At 62.2% G+C, this 14,079-nt stretch carries 16 protein-coding genes; 6 read left to right on the top strand and 10 right to left on the bottom strand.

Translation table 11 applies throughout. The annotated features are described in order from the left end of the window. Window positions 1-113: 113 nt before the first annotated feature. From ASD03_RS05495 to ASD03_RS05485, 3 genes are read right to left on the bottom strand one after another with little or no spacing between them, the layout of a single operon-like run. On the bottom strand, window positions 114-989 hold the full coding sequence (locus ASD03_RS05495) for an SDR family oxidoreductase (RefSeq protein WP_025425604.1): 876 nt from the start codon (window positions 987-989) through the stop codon (window positions 114-116). After that, complete coding sequence (gene queG / locus ASD03_RS05490) at window positions 977-2,149, bottom strand: tRNA epoxyqueuosine(34) reductase QueG (RefSeq protein WP_025425605.1); 1,173 nt, start codon at window positions 2,147-2,149, stop codon at window positions 977-979. The genes ASD03_RS05495 and queG overlap by 13 nt, the downstream gene beginning before the upstream one ends. Before the next feature lie 10 nt (window positions 2,150-2,159). After that, entirely contained in the window at window positions 2,160-2,852 is a 693-nt protein-coding gene (locus tag ASD03_RS05485; RefSeq protein WP_025425606.1) for a glutathione S-transferase family protein, read from the bottom strand. Between the two features lie 162 nt (window positions 2,853-3,014). Here ASD03_RS05485 and ASD03_RS05480 point away from each other — a divergent pair, with 162 nt between their 5' ends. Further along, window positions 3,015-3,821, top strand: coding sequence for an undecaprenyl-diphosphate phosphatase (locus ASD03_RS05480; RefSeq protein WP_025425607.1), 807 nt, complete (start codon window positions 3,015-3,017; stop codon window positions 3,819-3,821). A gap of 202 nt (window positions 3,822-4,023) precedes the next feature. Here ASD03_RS05480 and ASD03_RS39885 read toward each other — a convergent pair whose 3' ends face one another. The 7 genes from ASD03_RS39885 to dnaN all read right to left on the bottom strand — a co-directional run bounded on the left by ASD03_RS39885 (window position 4,024) and on the right by dnaN (window position 9,206). Beyond that, window positions 4,024-4,185 carry a hypothetical protein gene (locus ASD03_RS39885; protein ID WP_025425608.1) on the bottom strand — a complete coding sequence of 54 codons (162 nt, stop codon included), beginning with the start codon at window positions 4,183-4,185 and terminating at the stop codon, window positions 4,024-4,026. A gap of 239 nt (window positions 4,186-4,424) precedes the next feature. Beyond that, window positions 4,425-5,405: a complex I NDUFA9 subunit family protein gene (locus ASD03_RS05475; RefSeq protein WP_025425609.1), complete on the bottom strand. Its 981-nt coding sequence runs from the start codon at window positions 5,403-5,405 to the stop codon at window positions 4,425-4,427. Between the two features lie 119 nt (window positions 5,406-5,524). Further along, window positions 5,525-5,812 carry a DUF1330 domain-containing protein gene (locus ASD03_RS05470; protein WP_025425610.1) on the bottom strand — a complete coding sequence of 96 codons (288 nt, stop codon included), beginning with the start codon at window positions 5,810-5,812 and terminating at the stop codon, window positions 5,525-5,527. Between the two features lie 140 nt (window positions 5,813-5,952). Next, window positions 5,953-6,657 carry an orotidine-5'-phosphate decarboxylase gene (gene pyrF, locus ASD03_RS05465; protein WP_025425611.1) on the bottom strand — a complete coding sequence of 235 codons (705 nt, stop codon included), beginning with the start codon at window positions 6,655-6,657 and terminating at the stop codon, window positions 5,953-5,955. Continuing rightward, window positions 6,654-7,250, bottom strand: coding sequence for a histidine phosphatase family protein (locus ASD03_RS05460; protein ID WP_025425612.1), 597 nt, complete (start codon window positions 7,248-7,250; stop codon window positions 6,654-6,656). The genes pyrF and ASD03_RS05460 overlap by 4 nt, the downstream gene beginning before the upstream one ends. A gap of 12 nt (window positions 7,251-7,262) precedes the next feature. Continuing rightward, window positions 7,263-7,865: a phospholipid N-methyltransferase PmtA gene (gene pmtA, locus ASD03_RS05455; protein ID WP_025425613.1), complete on the bottom strand. Its 603-nt coding sequence runs from the start codon at window positions 7,863-7,865 to the stop codon at window positions 7,263-7,265. 222 nt (window positions 7,866-8,087) lie between these two features. Then, window positions 8,088-9,206 carry a DNA polymerase III subunit beta gene (gene dnaN, locus ASD03_RS05450; protein WP_025425614.1) on the bottom strand — a complete coding sequence of 373 codons (1,119 nt, stop codon included), beginning with the start codon at window positions 9,204-9,206 and terminating at the stop codon, window positions 8,088-8,090. A 255-nt stretch (window positions 9,207-9,461) separates the two neighbouring features. On the opposite strand from dnaN, the gene rsmI reads away from it, so the two are divergent. From rsmI to ugpE, 5 genes are all read left to right on the top strand, one after another. Next, complete coding sequence (gene rsmI / locus ASD03_RS05445; protein ID WP_025425615.1) at window positions 9,462-10,391, top strand: 16S rRNA (cytidine(1402)-2'-O)-methyltransferase; 930 nt, start codon at window positions 9,462-9,464, stop codon at window positions 10,389-10,391. Further along, complete coding sequence (locus tag ASD03_RS05440) at window positions 10,381-10,749, top strand: YraN family protein (RefSeq protein WP_025425616.1); 369 nt, start codon at window positions 10,381-10,383, stop codon at window positions 10,747-10,749. The genes rsmI and ASD03_RS05440 overlap by 11 nt, the downstream gene beginning before the upstream one ends. Before the next feature lie 160 nt (window positions 10,750-10,909). Then, window positions 10,910-12,208 (top strand): extracellular solute-binding protein, encoded by a 1,299-nt coding sequence (locus ASD03_RS05435; RefSeq protein WP_025425617.1) that lies wholly within the window; start codon window positions 10,910-10,912, stop codon window positions 12,206-12,208. A gap of 5 nt (window positions 12,209-12,213) precedes the next feature. Continuing rightward, on the top strand, window positions 12,214-13,209 hold the full coding sequence (locus ASD03_RS05430; RefSeq protein WP_025425618.1) for an ABC transporter permease subunit: 996 nt from the start codon (window positions 12,214-12,216) through the stop codon (window positions 13,207-13,209). Between the two features lie 10 nt (window positions 13,210-13,219). After that, window positions 13,220-14,062, top strand: a complete 843-nt coding sequence (ugpE, locus tag ASD03_RS05425; RefSeq protein WP_025425619.1) for a sn-glycerol-3-phosphate ABC transporter permease UgpE — start codon at window positions 13,220-13,222, stop codon at window positions 14,060-14,062. The last annotated feature ends 17 nt before the right edge of the window (window positions 14,063-14,079 follow it).

Genomic DNA, 14,079 nt, shown 5'->3' with positions numbered 1-14,079 from the left:
TCTCACGAAGGTCACAATTAAGCGCCTCCGTGAGATCACCATTACTAACGATCATGCTATCGACAAGGTTCCATTGCGAACGGAATATTTTGACTGGTTCGCGCAGCAATTGTTCATTGGCCGCGCCAGCTGTCCGTCTGCCACATTTGCGCAAGCGAGACGCGATAATCGGGATAGGCGAGTTCGAAGCCGGTTTCCCGCAGGCGTGCATTCGAAACGCGCTTGTTTTCGCCATAGAAGGATCGGGCCATCGGCGAAAGCTCGGCGGTTTCGAACGGCATCTCGGGCGGCGGCTCGACGCCCATCAGCCGCGCGGCCTCGGCAACGATATCCTGCGGTGGTGCCGGCTCGTTGTCGGTGATGTTGAAGATCCCACCCTGAAGTCTTTCGGAGAGGTAGGATGTGGCAGCGCCGATATCTTCCACACGAATGCGATTGAACACCTGGCCGGGCTTGATCAGCCGGCGGGCCGTGCCGTTGGCGAGATTGCAGAAGGCGTTGCGTCCGGGGCCGTAAATGCCGGAAAGCCGTAGCACAGCGACGGGAACAGCGTGTTTGGCGCCGAAGGCAAGCCAGGCGTCTTCCGCCTCGACTCGCTCCACCGAGCGCGCCGAGACCGGTTTGGACAACATGTCTTCCGTCACCCACTGACCGCCATGGTCGCCATAGACGCCGACGGTGGAGAGATAGCCGATCCAGCGAAGGGCAGGGGCAAGCGTGGCGAGGTCGGTGCTGCCGGGGCGGAACATCGGGTCGCCGTCGCGGCCGGGAGCGATCGACTGGATCAGATGGGTCGCCTGCCGCAAGGCGTCTGCCAGTTCGTCGGAAACCGTATCGCCGTCGAAGACGATCGGGCGGATGCCCGCTTTTGCGAGTTTGGCAGCCTTTTCCGCACTGCGGGTCGTACCAGTGACGCTATCGGCCTTGTCGGCCAGTGCGCGCGCGATCGCCATGCCGGAATAACCGGCGCCAAGAATCAGGACATGCATCGGCTTACTCCCGCCATTTGCCATTCGGACAACACTTCTTCGTCGCTCTCCGCACCGCATTGCCTCTCATGGGCCGCAAGCGCATCGGGCGAGATCAATAGTGACAAAGCCCACACCGCCATCGCCCTCACCATCGGGGAGGTATCGCTGGTCAACGTCTTGCAGGCTGCGACCAGGCTGTCATCGCCGGAATTGCCCGCTGCGATCAAGACATTTCTGACGAAGCGGTCACGCCCGATGCGTTTGACCGGCGAGCCCGAGAAGAAGGTCCTAAATGTCGGGTCGTCGAGGGTCAGGAGAAAGGCGAGCGACGGCGCCTTCAGGTCATCGCGCGCCTTCAGTTTCATCTCCGACGCCTGCTGCGCGAACTTGTTCCAGGGGCAGGCGGCAAGACAGTCGTCGCAGCCATAGATGCGATTGCCGATCAGCGGACGCAGCGTCGGGTCGATCGGCCCCTTGTGCTCGATTGTCAGGTAGGAAATGCAGCGCCGCGCGTCGATGCGGTAGGGGGCGGGGAAGGCAGCGGTGGGACAGGCGTTGACACAGGCACGACAGGAGCCGCAATGGTCGCGCTCGGCGGCGTCGAAGGCAAGTTCCGCCGTGGTGAACAGGCTGCCGAGAAACAGCCAGGAGCCGAACTCGCGGCTGACGAGATTGGTGTGTTTGCCTTGCCAGCCGATGCCTGCCTTTTCGGCGAGCGGCTTTTCCATCACCGGTGCCGTGTCGACGAACACCTTCACGTCTTCGCCGGCACGTGCCGCAAAGCGGGTCGCGACCTCTTTCAGGCGGCCCTTGATGATATCGTGATAGTCGCGGTTCTGGGCATAGACGGAGATCGCACCGCGATCCGGCTGGTCGAGGATGCCGCGCGGGTCTTCCTCCGGGCCGTAGTTCATTCCGAACATGACGACCGAGCGCACGTTGCTCCAGAGGGTTCGCGGATCGGAGCGGCGCTCCGCCGTTTCGGCCAGCCATTCCATCGTGCCGTGGAAGCCCTCGTCGAGGAATTCCACGAGCCGCGCCGGCGCCTCCGGTATGGCATCGGGCCGGGTGATGCGACAGACGTCGAAGCCCTTGTCGGCCGCCTCGGCCTTCAGGAATTCCGTCAGCTTCTGCCGCCGTCGCTCCTGGTTTTCAGCCTTGGCAGCACTGCCGGGCACGGCACTATCCTCAGAAATCGAGATCCGCATAATGCGGAACCGGTGTGATACCGCGCACGCGCTCGGAGAGCAGCGGGCGGAAGGAGGGGCGGGACTTCAGCCGCTGATACCATTCCTTGGCGGTCGGCGCGTCCGACCAGTCGATCTCGCCGAGATAGTCGAGCACCGAAACCGTCGCGGCCGCCGCAAGGTCGGCATAGGAGATCCGGTCGCCTGCAAGCCAGGGCCGCGACCCGGCAAGCCACGACAGGTACTTCATGTGCTGGCGGATATTGGCGCGCGAGGTGCGCAGCACCTTGCTGTCAGGTGCGCCGCCGCCCTGGTCCGGCGTCATCTGCAGTTTGAAGATGCGCTCGCGCACCAAGGGGCGCGTCACGTCGGCTTCCATCTTGTGAAGGAACCATTCGGCCAGCCGGCGGATTTCGGCGCGCTGGAACGGATCTTCCGCCAGAAGCCGCCGATCCCGCTTCATGATGCCGTTCGTCTCGTCGAGATATTCCGAGATGATCGTGGCGCCACAAAGCGCCCTCATACTGTCGTCAACATAGACCGGTAACGTGCCCGCCGGATTCAGCGTCAGAAAGTCTCGCCGGTTTTCCCAGGGCTGTTCCTCGGTCAATTCCGTCTGGTAGCCGTATTCCGAAAGGATCAGGCGCACGAACCGCGAAGCGGAGGACATGGGGTGATGGTACAGTGTCGGCATCGATGATCTGGCTTCTTATGGTCTTTTTTCAGGGAACGTCAGCGTGGCGGCGCATGCGTCTGGCCACGGCTCATCAGAAAAAGCTATAGGAACTTGTGGTGGCAAACACAAGCGAATCAGCCTTTTCCTCCCACTCCAAAACTTGTCAGGAAAATCTTATATATGGCGGATCAATCGATCATCAGCGCGCTCGTCCTCGGTCTCATCGAGGGATTGACGGAGTTCATCCCCGTGTCTTCGACGGCGCATGTGCTCCTCGCCGGGCACTTCCTCGGCTTCAGATCGCCGGGCAACACCTTTGCCGTTCTGATACAGCTCGGCGCCATCCTGGCGATCCTGCTCGTCTATTTCCAAAGACTTCTGTCGATCGCACTGGCGCTGCCGACGAGCGTCAAGGCCCGCCGCTTCGTCGTGTCGGTGCTGCTCGCCTTCCTGCCGGCCGCCATCATCGGCGCAATCGCCCATGACTTCATCAAGACCGTGCTGTTCGAAACGCCGATCCTGATCTGTGTCGTGCTGATCATTGGCGGCTTCATCCTGCTTGCGATCGATCGGATGCCGCTGACGCCGCGCTACACCGACGTCATGGACTATCCGCCGTCGCTGGCGCTGAAGATCGGCCTGTTCCAGTGCCTGGCGATGATTCCCGGCACCTCGCGCTCCGGTGCGACGATTGCCGGCGCTCTGCTGATGGGAACGGACAAGCGGTCGGCGGCGGAGTTCTCGTTCTTCCTGGCCATGCCGACGATGCTCGGCGCCTTCACGCTCGACCTCTACAAGAACCGTGATGCGCTGTCGTTCGACGATTTCACACTGATTGCCGTCGGCTTCATCGCGGCGTTCGTCGCCGGCATCTTCGTCGTCCGCTCGCTCTTGGACTTCGTCTCGCGCCGCGGCTTCACGCCATTTGCGATCTGGCGCATCGTCGTCGGCACCGCCGGCCTTATCGGCCTCTGGATGCTCGGCTGAGAACAGCTACTGCATAATTCTCTAAATCGGATCCGATTTAAGGGCGAAATTATGCAGCAAATATAAAGAGATACAGCGTCCTTTGCGCGTCATATTTGACGCGCGGCGCTGTAAAAATAAAACCGCGTGCGTTTCAGATGAAACGCACGCGGTCCCTGGCCCCCGCCAAAAACTTGTAGCTAATCGCCCGATGGGCGCCGGCTTACTTGCCGGAAAGGTCGATCGACGCCGTCGTGCACGGGTCGACGCCATAGGCCGGCGTGCAGCCCTTGCGGCTGCTCGCGACCGTGTTCGGCGCGACGAAGGAGCCAGCCAGAATGATCAGTGCCGCAGACGCAAAAAAGATTGCGATCGACTTGCCCATGGACGCCATGCCTTTCGAGAGTGATGCTGCCGCCGCCGAGACTTACCTGTGATCGGGGCGCGGGGCGGTTTTTATGCGTTGGATATGTCTTGATCAATATCAGGACATGTTGAATCTGCGGTAAATGCCATTCGCTTTTGTCACTGCGGCAGAACTGCAACGCTGTTGCCTTGATGACACAATAAAACAGCCGCCGGCAGGGCCGGCGGCGATCGAAAGAGGCTTTCTGGGCTGCTGCCTCAGGCGGCGCGGCCGCTGCGTGTATACTGGCCCTGCGGGCGATAGCGCACGAGATAGGTCGACAGGATCGATTCCAGCATCGTCGGCGTGATGCCGATGCCGCCAAGCGTCCGGCCTTCGGATTCGGCCTTGGCCGAGACGATATTGTCGGATTTCAGCAACACCACCTGGTCGGGCGTTATCGGCGGCGTGATGAAGGGGATCATCGACGCGACGCGGCCCATCAGCGAGGCGATGCCGAAGGGCACCGATACCAGCGAGCGCTTGCGATCGATGGTCTGGAGCATGATCTCGAGACATTCGCGGAAGGTGAGGACGTCAGGTCCGCCGAGTTCGTAAATCGTGCCAGCCGACAGCTTGCCGTCGACCGAGCGGGCAACGACCTCGGCGACATCGGTGACATAGACCGGCTGGAACTTGGTGTTCCCGCCGCCGATCAGTGGCAGCGCCGGTGCGAACCGGGCCATTTGGGCGAACTTGTTGAAGAAGCCGTCCTCCGGTCCGAAGACGATCGACGGGCGCAGGATGATCGCGTCCGGCAGCGTTTCCAGGATCGCGGCTTCGGCACGCCCCTTGGTGCGGGCGTAGCTCGATTCCGACTTGGCGTCCGCGCCGATCGCCGAGATATGCGTTAGCTTGGCGCCGACATTGCGCGCGGCTTCCGCAACCGCTCGGGCGCCGAAATCCTGCACGGCGTCGAAGGTGTTGCGGCCGCTCTCGAACAGGACGCCGACGCAGTTGATGACATGGTCGGAGCCTTCGACGGCGCGGTCGACCGACTTGCGATAGCGCAGGTTGGCCTGGACGAACGAGATCTGGCCGACATTGCCGAGCGGCTGCAGGTGGCCTGCAAGATCCGGCCGGCGAACGGCAACGCGGATGCGGTAGCCGCGCTTGGCGAGTGCACGTACGACATGACGGCCGACGAACCCGGATCCGCCGAAAATCGTCACCAGCGGCGGAAGGTTGGACAAGGTCATGGGAAGTGCACTCCTGATCTCATTTGGAAGAATTGTTTGCTACATAGCCCAACAGCCGCGAGAGGTGAAGGCCAATCCTCGCGGCGGGCGGCGTTGCCGTGGTTGGCAACACTCGTCGGTCAGATGCCCTCGACGACCACCATCTCGGCGTCTGCCACCTGTTGGCGGATCGCCGCGGCAATCTGGTACTCGGGGGAATTATAGCAGTCGACAGCGGCCTGAAGCGATGGAAATTCGATGACGACGTTGCGGGCGCGAACCCCACCTTCCAGCCGCTCGAATTCACCGCCGCGCGCCAGGAAATTGGCGCCGTATTTCTCGAAGGCCGGCTTTGCGGCCGCCACATAGTCCTTGTAGCGTTCGGGGTCTCGCACATCGACCCGTGCGATCCAATATCCTTTTGCCATGCTGAACTCCTCGTCTTCAGGCATCGAAAGCAGACGGGAGTGTTACTTCCGGCAAATTCCGGGCAAGGTCAAGCGGAACGGTTGCAGAGGGCGGCGATGTACGAGAGGGATCGCCGACCTGTTGCACGCGGGTGTCACGATCAGCGCGAAAGCGCGCCGTTCATCTCGTCGAGGATGCCGCGCGCGGCGACAAGCGGATCTGCGGCTGCGACGATTGGGCGCGCGACGACGAGGTGGCTCGATCCGGCCTTCAGCGCGTCGGCGGGTGTCATGACGCGCTTCTGGTCGCCCTTCTCGGCTCCGGCCGGGCGGATGCCTGGGGTCACCAGAGCCATGTCGGGGCCGATGATCTTGCGCACCGCGGAGGATTCCTCGGCCGAGCAGACGATGCCGCCCATGCCGGCGGCACGGGCCTGTTCGGCCCGGCGCAGCACCAGCGTGTGCGGGTCGTATTCGTAGCCCGCATCGATCACGTCCTGCTCGTCCATCGAGGTGAGCACGGTAACGCCGAGCAGGCAGAGATCCGATCCCCTGGCTGCCTCGACCGCCGCCTTCATCGCCTTGGGGTAGGCGTGCAGCGTCAGCATCGACATGCCCATCTTGACGATGTTCTCGACGCCCTTGGCCACCGTGTTGTCGATGTCGAGCAGCTTCATGTCGAGGAAGACCTTCTTGCGGCTTGCGGCCAGATCGCGGGCGAACTCGAGCCCTCCGGCAAACACCAGTTGGTAGCCGATCTTGTAGAAGGTCACGTCGTCACCAAGCGTGGTAACGATCTTTTCAGCCTCTGCGATTGTCGGAAGATCCAGGCCGACGATCAGTCGGTCGCGTGCGGTCTCGGTCATGTCGCGGTCACCCCCTGCCAGAATTCCATCGGGGTCCAGTCGCATGTGAGGGCGCGATCCGCAAGACGGAACGCGAAGAGATTGCCGCCGCCGCCGCCCTTCTGGTCGGCGCTTCGGCTGATGGCGGTGCCGCCCAGCTTGCACTTCAAGAGGGTACCGACGCCGCCATGGCCGACGAAAGCGATCGGGATTTTGGCGTCGTGTTCGTCAAGGATACGAAAGACGGCAGCCGAGATGCGGGCCTGCGCGTCGACGGCGCGCTCCCAGCCGTTGAAGCTTTCGTTCGGATTGGCGAAGAACCAGTCCGCCGCCCTCTCGAATTCCGGGGGCGGCAGGAAGCCGGTGGCCGAGCGGTCGTTCTCGCCCATCGTGTCGTCGGTCTCGATCGCGACGCCGGCCGCTCCGGCCAGAAGGTTCGCGGTCTCGATCGCCTTGGTCTCGTCGCTCGAAACGATCCGCCCGAGCGTTCGAACCCACGGCTGCCGCGCCGTCGCTTCCGCTCGCGCATATCCGATCTCCGACAGTCCCCATTTCGGCACGGGAACTGCCGGATCGATCTGCACTTGCGGGTGCGTGATATACAGACCGAACAATGGTGTGCCCTGTCAGTGCGCTTTGCGGTAGACCCAGAGCTGCGCCGGGGGAATGTTGCGCACGACGAAATCGAGATGCTGGATGCTGTAGCGGTCGGGCATGGCAACCACAGGCGACAGCGGACCATAGGAGATCTGCACGACGGGACGGCCGACCGGGATGCGCGACAAAAGATCCACGATCAGCTCGACGCGACGATGCATCGGGAAATTGAGCAGCGGCACGGCAGACACGACGCTGTCGAAGGTCCGGTCCGTCATCGCGCCAAGCGTCTGCTTGAGATCGAACGCGTCGCCGTTGATGAAGTTGACGCCGGCAAAGTTTGCCTTGAGCTGCTGGTAGAAGTCGGTGGAGTACTCGACGGACACCAGATCTTCCGCTGCTAGACCGCGCTCCAGGATCGCCTTGGTGATGACGCCGGTTCCGGGGCCGAGTTCAAGAACCGGCAATCCGGAATGGGGATTGATGACGCTCGCCATGCGGCGGGCGGTGACGGAAGACGTCGGAAGGATTGCCCCGACCGCCTTCGCATTGCTCATCCACCCCTTGAAGAAACGGATCTCCTCGTCGAATTTCCGGCCAAGCCGTTCCTTCACCTTCACGCGCAAATTCATTGAACCCCTCAAAACCGTCGTCCTCTCATACGGATCGTCCGGTTCCGCTGATTCGAGCGGGGAACGGACATTGCAGACATAATGTGATCCCATCTGCGGCAAAAACAAGTCTGTCTACGCCTGAAAGCGTCGTCTTATCAACAGCACGCGAATATCAGCGCCAACAAAAAACCCGCCACGCGCGGCGTGACGGGTCTTAATTTTTCACCGCGGCACGGGCGGCTAAACCCGCATCGGCATCAGCACGTAAAGCGCGTCCTCGGCCGCCAGATCGCGCACCAGCGTCGGCGAGCCCGGGTCGGCCAGCATGAAGATGGCGTCGGTTCCCGTCAGCTGCGAGGTGATGTCGAGCAGGTATTTTGCATTGAAACCGATTTCGAGCGGGTCGTGCTCGTAGCCGACCGGCAGCTCTTCCGTCGCGCTGCCCGAATCCGGGTTGTTGACCGTCAGCGTCATCTGGCCGTCGGCCAGCGCCAGCTTCACGGCGCGTCCGCGTTCGGAGGAAATCGTCGAAACGCGGTCGACGGCCTGGGCGAAGGACTGGCAATCGACGCGCAGTTCCTTGTCGTTGTTGGCCGGTATAACGCGCTGGTAATCCGGGAAGGTGCCGTCGATCAGCTTTGAGGTCATCACGATCGAGCCGATCGTCAGGCGAATTTTGGCGTCCGATACTTCGAGCGTCACGATGATATCGGGGCTGTCGAGTAGCTTCTGCAGTTCGCTGACGGTCTTGCGCGGAATGATGATGCCCGGCATGCCCTCGGAGCCGGACGGCGCTTCGACGTCGGCGCGCGCAAGGCGGTGGCCGTCGGTTGCCACGGCGCGCAGCTTCAGGTCGCCCTTGCTCTCGACCGTGTGCACGAAGATGCCGTTGAGATAGTAGCGGGTCTCCTCGGTCGAGATCGCGAACTGCGTCCGGTCGATCAGCATCTTCAGGTCGGTCGCCTTGAGGCGGAAGGTGTGGGAGAAGCTGCCGGCCGTCAGGTCGGGGAAATCGGATTGCGGCAGGCACTGCAGTGAGAATTTCGAGCGGCCGGAGGCGACCGTCATCGCTGTGCCTTCGGCGTTGGTCGCCAGCAGCACTTCCGAGCCATCGGGCAGCTTGCGCACGATGTCATAAAGCAGGTGCGCCGGAACCGTGGTGGCGCCGGCCTGTTCCACCTGCGCCGGCGTCGCCTCGGTGATCTCGAGATCGAGGTCGGTCGCCTTCATCTCGAGGCTCGCGCCGTCGGAGCGCAAAAGAACGTTCGAGAGGATCGGGATCGTGTTTCGCCGTTCGACCACGCGGTGAACGTGGTTCAGCGACTTCAGGAGATTGGACCGCTCGAGAGTAATGCGCATGGGATGCTACCGCTTTCAACCGTTGCTGGGCGGGCGAGGCTCCCGCCGCAGCGTCAACTGCGAGTGTCCCGGCCGACCGACCGGAAGGATGTGGACCGGCAAAATGGCAGAAACAGCGCCTGAAAAGCAAGGGGTTTGACTGGCGCTGTCCCCAGATGACGCACCAGCCGGCCGCTTGGCGCCCTTGCTCTGCCATGTCGGCTCACTCATAAAGACTAAAACCGGTCAGCCGGCATCGCCATCAGGAAGCTGCAGTTGGAAAAACATAAGACGTCGGACGCCTCGGATGGGCAGAAGCAGCGCAGCTATCGGCTGCACAATGCCAGCATTCCCGCGCGTCCGCTCGATGTCGCGCTCTATCTGGTGGCGACGCCGATCGGCAATCTTGGCGACATCACCCTGCGGGCGCTTGAAACGCTTGCCGGCGCCGACGTGCTCGCCTGCGAGGACACCCGCGTCACCCGCGTGCTGCTCGACCGTTACGGCATCGTCAACCGGCCCTACGCCTACCACGAGCATAATGCCGACGAGGTCGGCCCGCGGCTGCTGGCGGCTCTTGGCGAGGGCAGATCGGTGGCGCTAGTCTCCGATGCCGGCACGCCGCTTGTCTCCGATCCCGGCTATCGCCTGGCGCAGCTGGCGATCGATGCAGGCTATCGCGTCGTGCCGATCCCAGGCGCCTCAGCCCCGCTTGCCGCCCTTGTCGGTTCGGGCCTGCCCAACGACGCCTTTCTCTTCGCCGGTTTCCTGCCGACCAAGGACAAGGCCAAGCGCGATCGGCTGCAGGAGTTGGCGACGGTGCCGTCGACGCTCATGTTCTTCGAATCGCCGCACCGGATTGCCGCCACGGTGGCGGCTGCCGCCGCCGTGCTCGGCGAAAACAGAAAGGCGGCCGTGTGCCGCGAACTGACCAAGACCTTCGAGGAATTCCGCCGTGGCACGCTCGGCGAACTCAAGGCGTTTTACGACGATGCCGGCGCGGTCAAGGGCGAGATCGTGTTCGTGATCGGCCCGCCGGACGCGCCGCCGGAACCGGAGGCCGCCGACGTTGATGCGCTGTTGACGCGGCTCATCGCCGATATGTCGACCGGCAAGGCGGCGACCGAGGCAGCAAAGCAGACGGGCCTTCCGCGCAAGGAGCTTTACGACCGGCTGCTGGAACTCAAGGGCCGCCATGGCGACTGAAGGGCCCGATCGACGCAGGCTTGGGGCTCAGAGGCGCGGTCGGTTCGCCGAGTATCGCGCGGCCCTCTGCCTGATCGTCAAAGGGTACCGCATCGTCGCCATGCGTCATCGCACCAAACTGGGCGAAATCGACATCATTGCGCGGCGGGGTGATCTCATCGCCTGCGTCGAGGTCAAGGCCCGGCGCTCGGCCGACGACGGGGTCTTCGCCGTCACCGGAACGGCGCAGCACCGCATTCGCGCGGCCAGCGATCTCTGGCTCGCACGCCAACCCGATTTCGCCAGGCTTTCCGTCCGTTACGATATCATCACGGTGACACCCTGGCGCTGGCCGCGACACCTGCCCGATGCGTTCTGAACCGGCGCGGGATGAGGGAAAATGATTGCGGTGTTCCGCCCGCATCCCGTCTTGGAACAGATTCGCGAATTTGTAATCGTCCCGACATAAAAGCGTTACCGGCCTGTCATTGAAGGCCACTAGTCCACTGCCATCCGCAACTCGGTGGAGAGGACCAGTCATGTTCAAGAAAATTTCACTCGCAGCTTTCACCCTTGCTTTTTCGGCAACCTCGTCGCTAGCCGCAACCAATATTACCTGGTGGCACGGCATGGCCGGCCGCAACGGCGAGGTCATCAACGAGATCTCGCAGAAGTTCAACGAAGCCCAGAGCGCCTGCGCGCTGACCCCGGTTTCGAAGGGCACCTATGAGGAAGCGCTCGCTTCCGGCATCGCCGCATTCCGCTCTGGCGAACAGCCGAACATTCTGCAGGTCTTCGACGCCGGTGCAGCGACCATCATCAACGCCAAGGGCGCCGTCGTTCCCGCCGAAGATCTGATCATCAAGGCCGGCCACAACTTCGACCGCAATGCCTTCATCGACGGCGTGCGCTACTTCTACGCCGATAGCGAAGGCAAGTTCGTCGGCATGCCGTTCAACTCGTCGGCCCCGATCATGTACGTGAACGACGAAGCCCTGAAAAAGGCCGGCGTCGAAGCACCGAAGACCTGGGAGGAGTTCGAGGCTGCAGCACCGAAGCTGAAAGCCGCCGGCTACATCCCGCTCGTCCAGTCGCAGCTCACCTGGCAGTTCACCGAGAACTTCTTCTCGCGCAACAACATCCAGTTCGCCACCAACAACAACGGCTACGACAGCGTCGCCGACACCAAGCTCAAGGTCACCGATCCGAACCTGGTCATGATGTTCGACAAGCTCAAGGCCTGGAAGGACGAAGGTTACTTCGCCTTTTACGGCGCCGGCTGGAACGACAACCAGAAGGTCTTCGAAGAAGGCAAGGCTGCATTCTGGATCGGTTCGTCCGGTTCGTTCGGCGGCCTGCAGAAGACGGCGCAGATGCCGTTCTCGGCGACGTTCCTGCCCTACTGGAACGCAATCGAGGGTGCCGGCACTAACTCCTTCATCGGCGGCGCGGCACTGTTTGCCATGTCGGGCAAGTCGGACGAGGAAAATAAGTGCGTCGCCGACTTCTTCCAGTTCCTGACCTCGCCTGAAATCCAATACTTCTACCACAAGGCAACCGGCTACGTGGCCATCACCAAGGCAGCCTACGAGCTTGCCCAGAAGGACGGCTACTACAAGGAAAAGCCGGTCGCGGAAGTCGGCATCAAGCAGCTGATGCTGCCGGCCGGCGACTGGTCGAAGGGCTACCGCCTCGGCTTCTACCCGCAGATCCGCGAGATCATGGAACGCGAATACGGCCGCATCTTCTCCGGTGAAACCACGGTCAAGGACGCCTTCGACACGATCGAGAAGGACGGCAACGAGCTGCTCGCCCGCTTCGCCAAGACGGCTGGCTGATCTCGATGACCTCTGGAACGGAAAGCCTCCCCGCACCGCGGGGAGGGACGGGAACGGACGGGCGTCGCTTCGGCGCCCTCCGGCTGTTCGGCGGCAAACCGAAGGACGGCGACGCGACTGCCAAGCGCGTGCAGTTCTCCTCGCCTTACCTGCCCTACCTCTTTCTCGCGCCGCAGCTGGCGATCATCTTCGTGTTCTTCTACTGGCCGTCGATCCAGGCGATCCAGTCGTCCTTTTATCTGGAAGACCCGTTCGGCTTCGGCTCGACCTTCGTCGGCATGGCGAACTACACCGACGTGCTGAAGTCGGGCGAATATCTGGGCATCTCGCGCTTCACGGCGATCTTCACCACGCTCGTCACCTTCTTCGCGCTGTCGATCGGCCTGTTGCTCGCCGTCAAGGCGGATGGGGTCATCCGCGGCAACGCCACCTACAAGACGCTGCTCATCTGGGTCTATGCGATCGCGCCCCCGGTTGCCGGCCTCATCGGCATGATGTTCTTCGACCAGCATATCGGCCCGATCGTCGAGCTTGCCCGCTGGTTCGGCTGGGATATCAAGGTCGGTCTCAACTATTTCGATACGGCTTTTTCGATGATCGTCGTCTCGGTCTGGAAGCAGATCCCTTACAACTTCATCTTTTTCCTCTCCGGCCTGCAGGGTATTCCGGTCGCGGTGCGCGAGGCGGCGGCCATGGATTGCCGCTCGGGCTTCCGCCGCTTCTGGACCGTGATCCTGCCGCTGCTCGCGCCGACCGCCTTCTTCCTTCTGATCATCAATGTCACCTACGCACTGTTCGACACCTTCGGCGTCATCGACGTCATGGTGAAAGACAAGGCGGCGAACAATCCGATCACCCTTGTCTACAAGGTCTACATGGACGGTTTCCGCGGCAACGACCTTGGCGGCTCCTCGGCGCAGTCGGTCATCCTGATGCTCATCGTCTTCGTGCTCACCATCTTCCAGTTCCGCTTCATCGAGCGGCGCGTGCACTACAATTGAGGCGGGGCCGATGTATCGCACCAAGTTTTTCGACCACGTCATCCTCCTCACCGGCGTCTTCATCATGGTGGCACCGGTCGTGGTCGCCTTCATGACGTCGACGCACGAGGCGGCGGATATCCACCGCAACGGCCTCAGCCTCAGCTGGGGCGGCCATTTCGTCGAGACCTACGAGACGGTGCTCACCCGCAAGGGCGGCTTCACCGGCAAGATCACCGGCCTCAACATGATGATGAACTCGATGATCCTCGGCCTCGGCTTCGCGCTCGGCAAGATCGTCTTGTCGATGCTGGCCGCCTATGCGATCGTCTATTTCCGCTTCCGGCTCGCGACCTTCTTCTTCTGGATCATCTTCACGACGCTGCTCCTGCCGCTCGAAGTGCGCATTCTTCCCTCCTACGAGGTGATGAACACGCTGAAGCTGACCAACACCTATACCGGCCTGATCGTGCCGCTGCTCGCGTCGGCGACGGGTACCTTCTATTTCCGTCAGTTCTTCAAGTCGGTGCCGGACGAATTGCTCGAGGCAGCGCGCATCGATGGCGCCGGCCCGTTCAAGTTCTTCATCGACGTGCTGGTGCCGCTGTCGCGCACCATGATGGCGGCGATCTTCATCATCATGTTCGTCTATGGTTGGAACCAGTATCTCTGGCCGACATTGATGACCACGGACGAAGGTTTCTTCACGCTGGTGCGCGGCATCAAGCAGATCCTGCTCGTCTGGGTCGGCTCGAACATCCCCGATTACAACGAGGCCTTTGCTCTGGCGATCCTTGCCATGCTGCCGCCGGTCCTGATCGTGGTGATCTTCCAGCGCTGGTTCATCAAGGGCCTGACGGAAAGCGACAAGTAGACAAAGGAGAGGCGAAG

The organism is Ensifer sp. Root127 (assembly GCF_001425225.1).
Lineage (GTDB): Bacteria > Pseudomonadota > Alphaproteobacteria > Rhizobiales > Rhizobiaceae > Ensifer > Ensifer canadensis.
The sequence above is the reverse complement of the archived record's forward strand: the minus strand, read 5'-3'. Positions and strand labels throughout refer to the sequence as shown.

Bases quoted from the DNA above. Each gene is read 5' to 3' on its own strand.
- ASD03_RS05495 (WP_025425604.1), bottom strand. From the start codon at position 989: ATGCATGTCCTGATTCTTGGCGCCGGTTATTCCGGCATGGCGATCGCG.
- ASD03_RS05485 (WP_025425606.1), bottom strand. From the start codon at position 2,852: ATGCCGACACTGTACCATCACCCCATGTCCTCCGCTTCGCGGTTCGTG.
- ASD03_RS05480 (WP_025425607.1), top strand. From the start codon at position 3,015: ATGGCGGATCAATCGATCATCAGCGCGCTCGTCCTCGGTCTCATCGAG.
- ASD03_RS39885 (WP_025425608.1), bottom strand. From the start codon at position 4,185: ATGGGCAAGTCGATCGCAATCTTTTTTGCGTCTGCGGCACTGATCATT.
- ASD03_RS05475 (WP_025425609.1), bottom strand. From the start codon at position 5,405: ATGACCTTGTCCAACCTTCCGCCGCTGGTGACGATTTTCGGCGGATCC.
- ASD03_RS05470 (WP_025425610.1), bottom strand. From the start codon at position 5,812: ATGGCAAAAGGATATTGGATCGCACGGGTCGATGTGCGAGACCCCGAA.
- pyrF (WP_025425611.1), bottom strand. From the start codon at position 6,657: ATGACCGAGACCGCACGCGACCGACTGATCGTCGGCCTGGATCTTCCG.
- pmtA (WP_025425613.1), bottom strand. From the start codon at position 7,865: ATGAATTTGCGCGTGAAGGTGAAGGAACGGCTTGGCCGGAAATTCGAC.
- dnaN (WP_025425614.1), bottom strand. From the start codon at position 9,206: ATGCGCATTACTCTCGAGCGGTCCAATCTCCTGAAGTCGCTGAACCAC.
- ASD03_RS05440 (WP_025425616.1), top strand. From the start codon at position 10,381: ATGGCGACTGAAGGGCCCGATCGACGCAGGCTTGGGGCTCAGAGGCGC.
- ASD03_RS05435 (WP_025425617.1), top strand. From the start codon at position 10,910: ATGTTCAAGAAAATTTCACTCGCAGCTTTCACCCTTGCTTTTTCGGCA.
- ASD03_RS05430 (WP_025425618.1), top strand. From the start codon at position 12,214: ATGACCTCTGGAACGGAAAGCCTCCCCGCACCGCGGGGAGGGACGGGA.
- ugpE (WP_025425619.1), top strand. From the start codon at position 13,220: ATGTATCGCACCAAGTTTTTCGACCACGTCATCCTCCTCACCGGCGTC.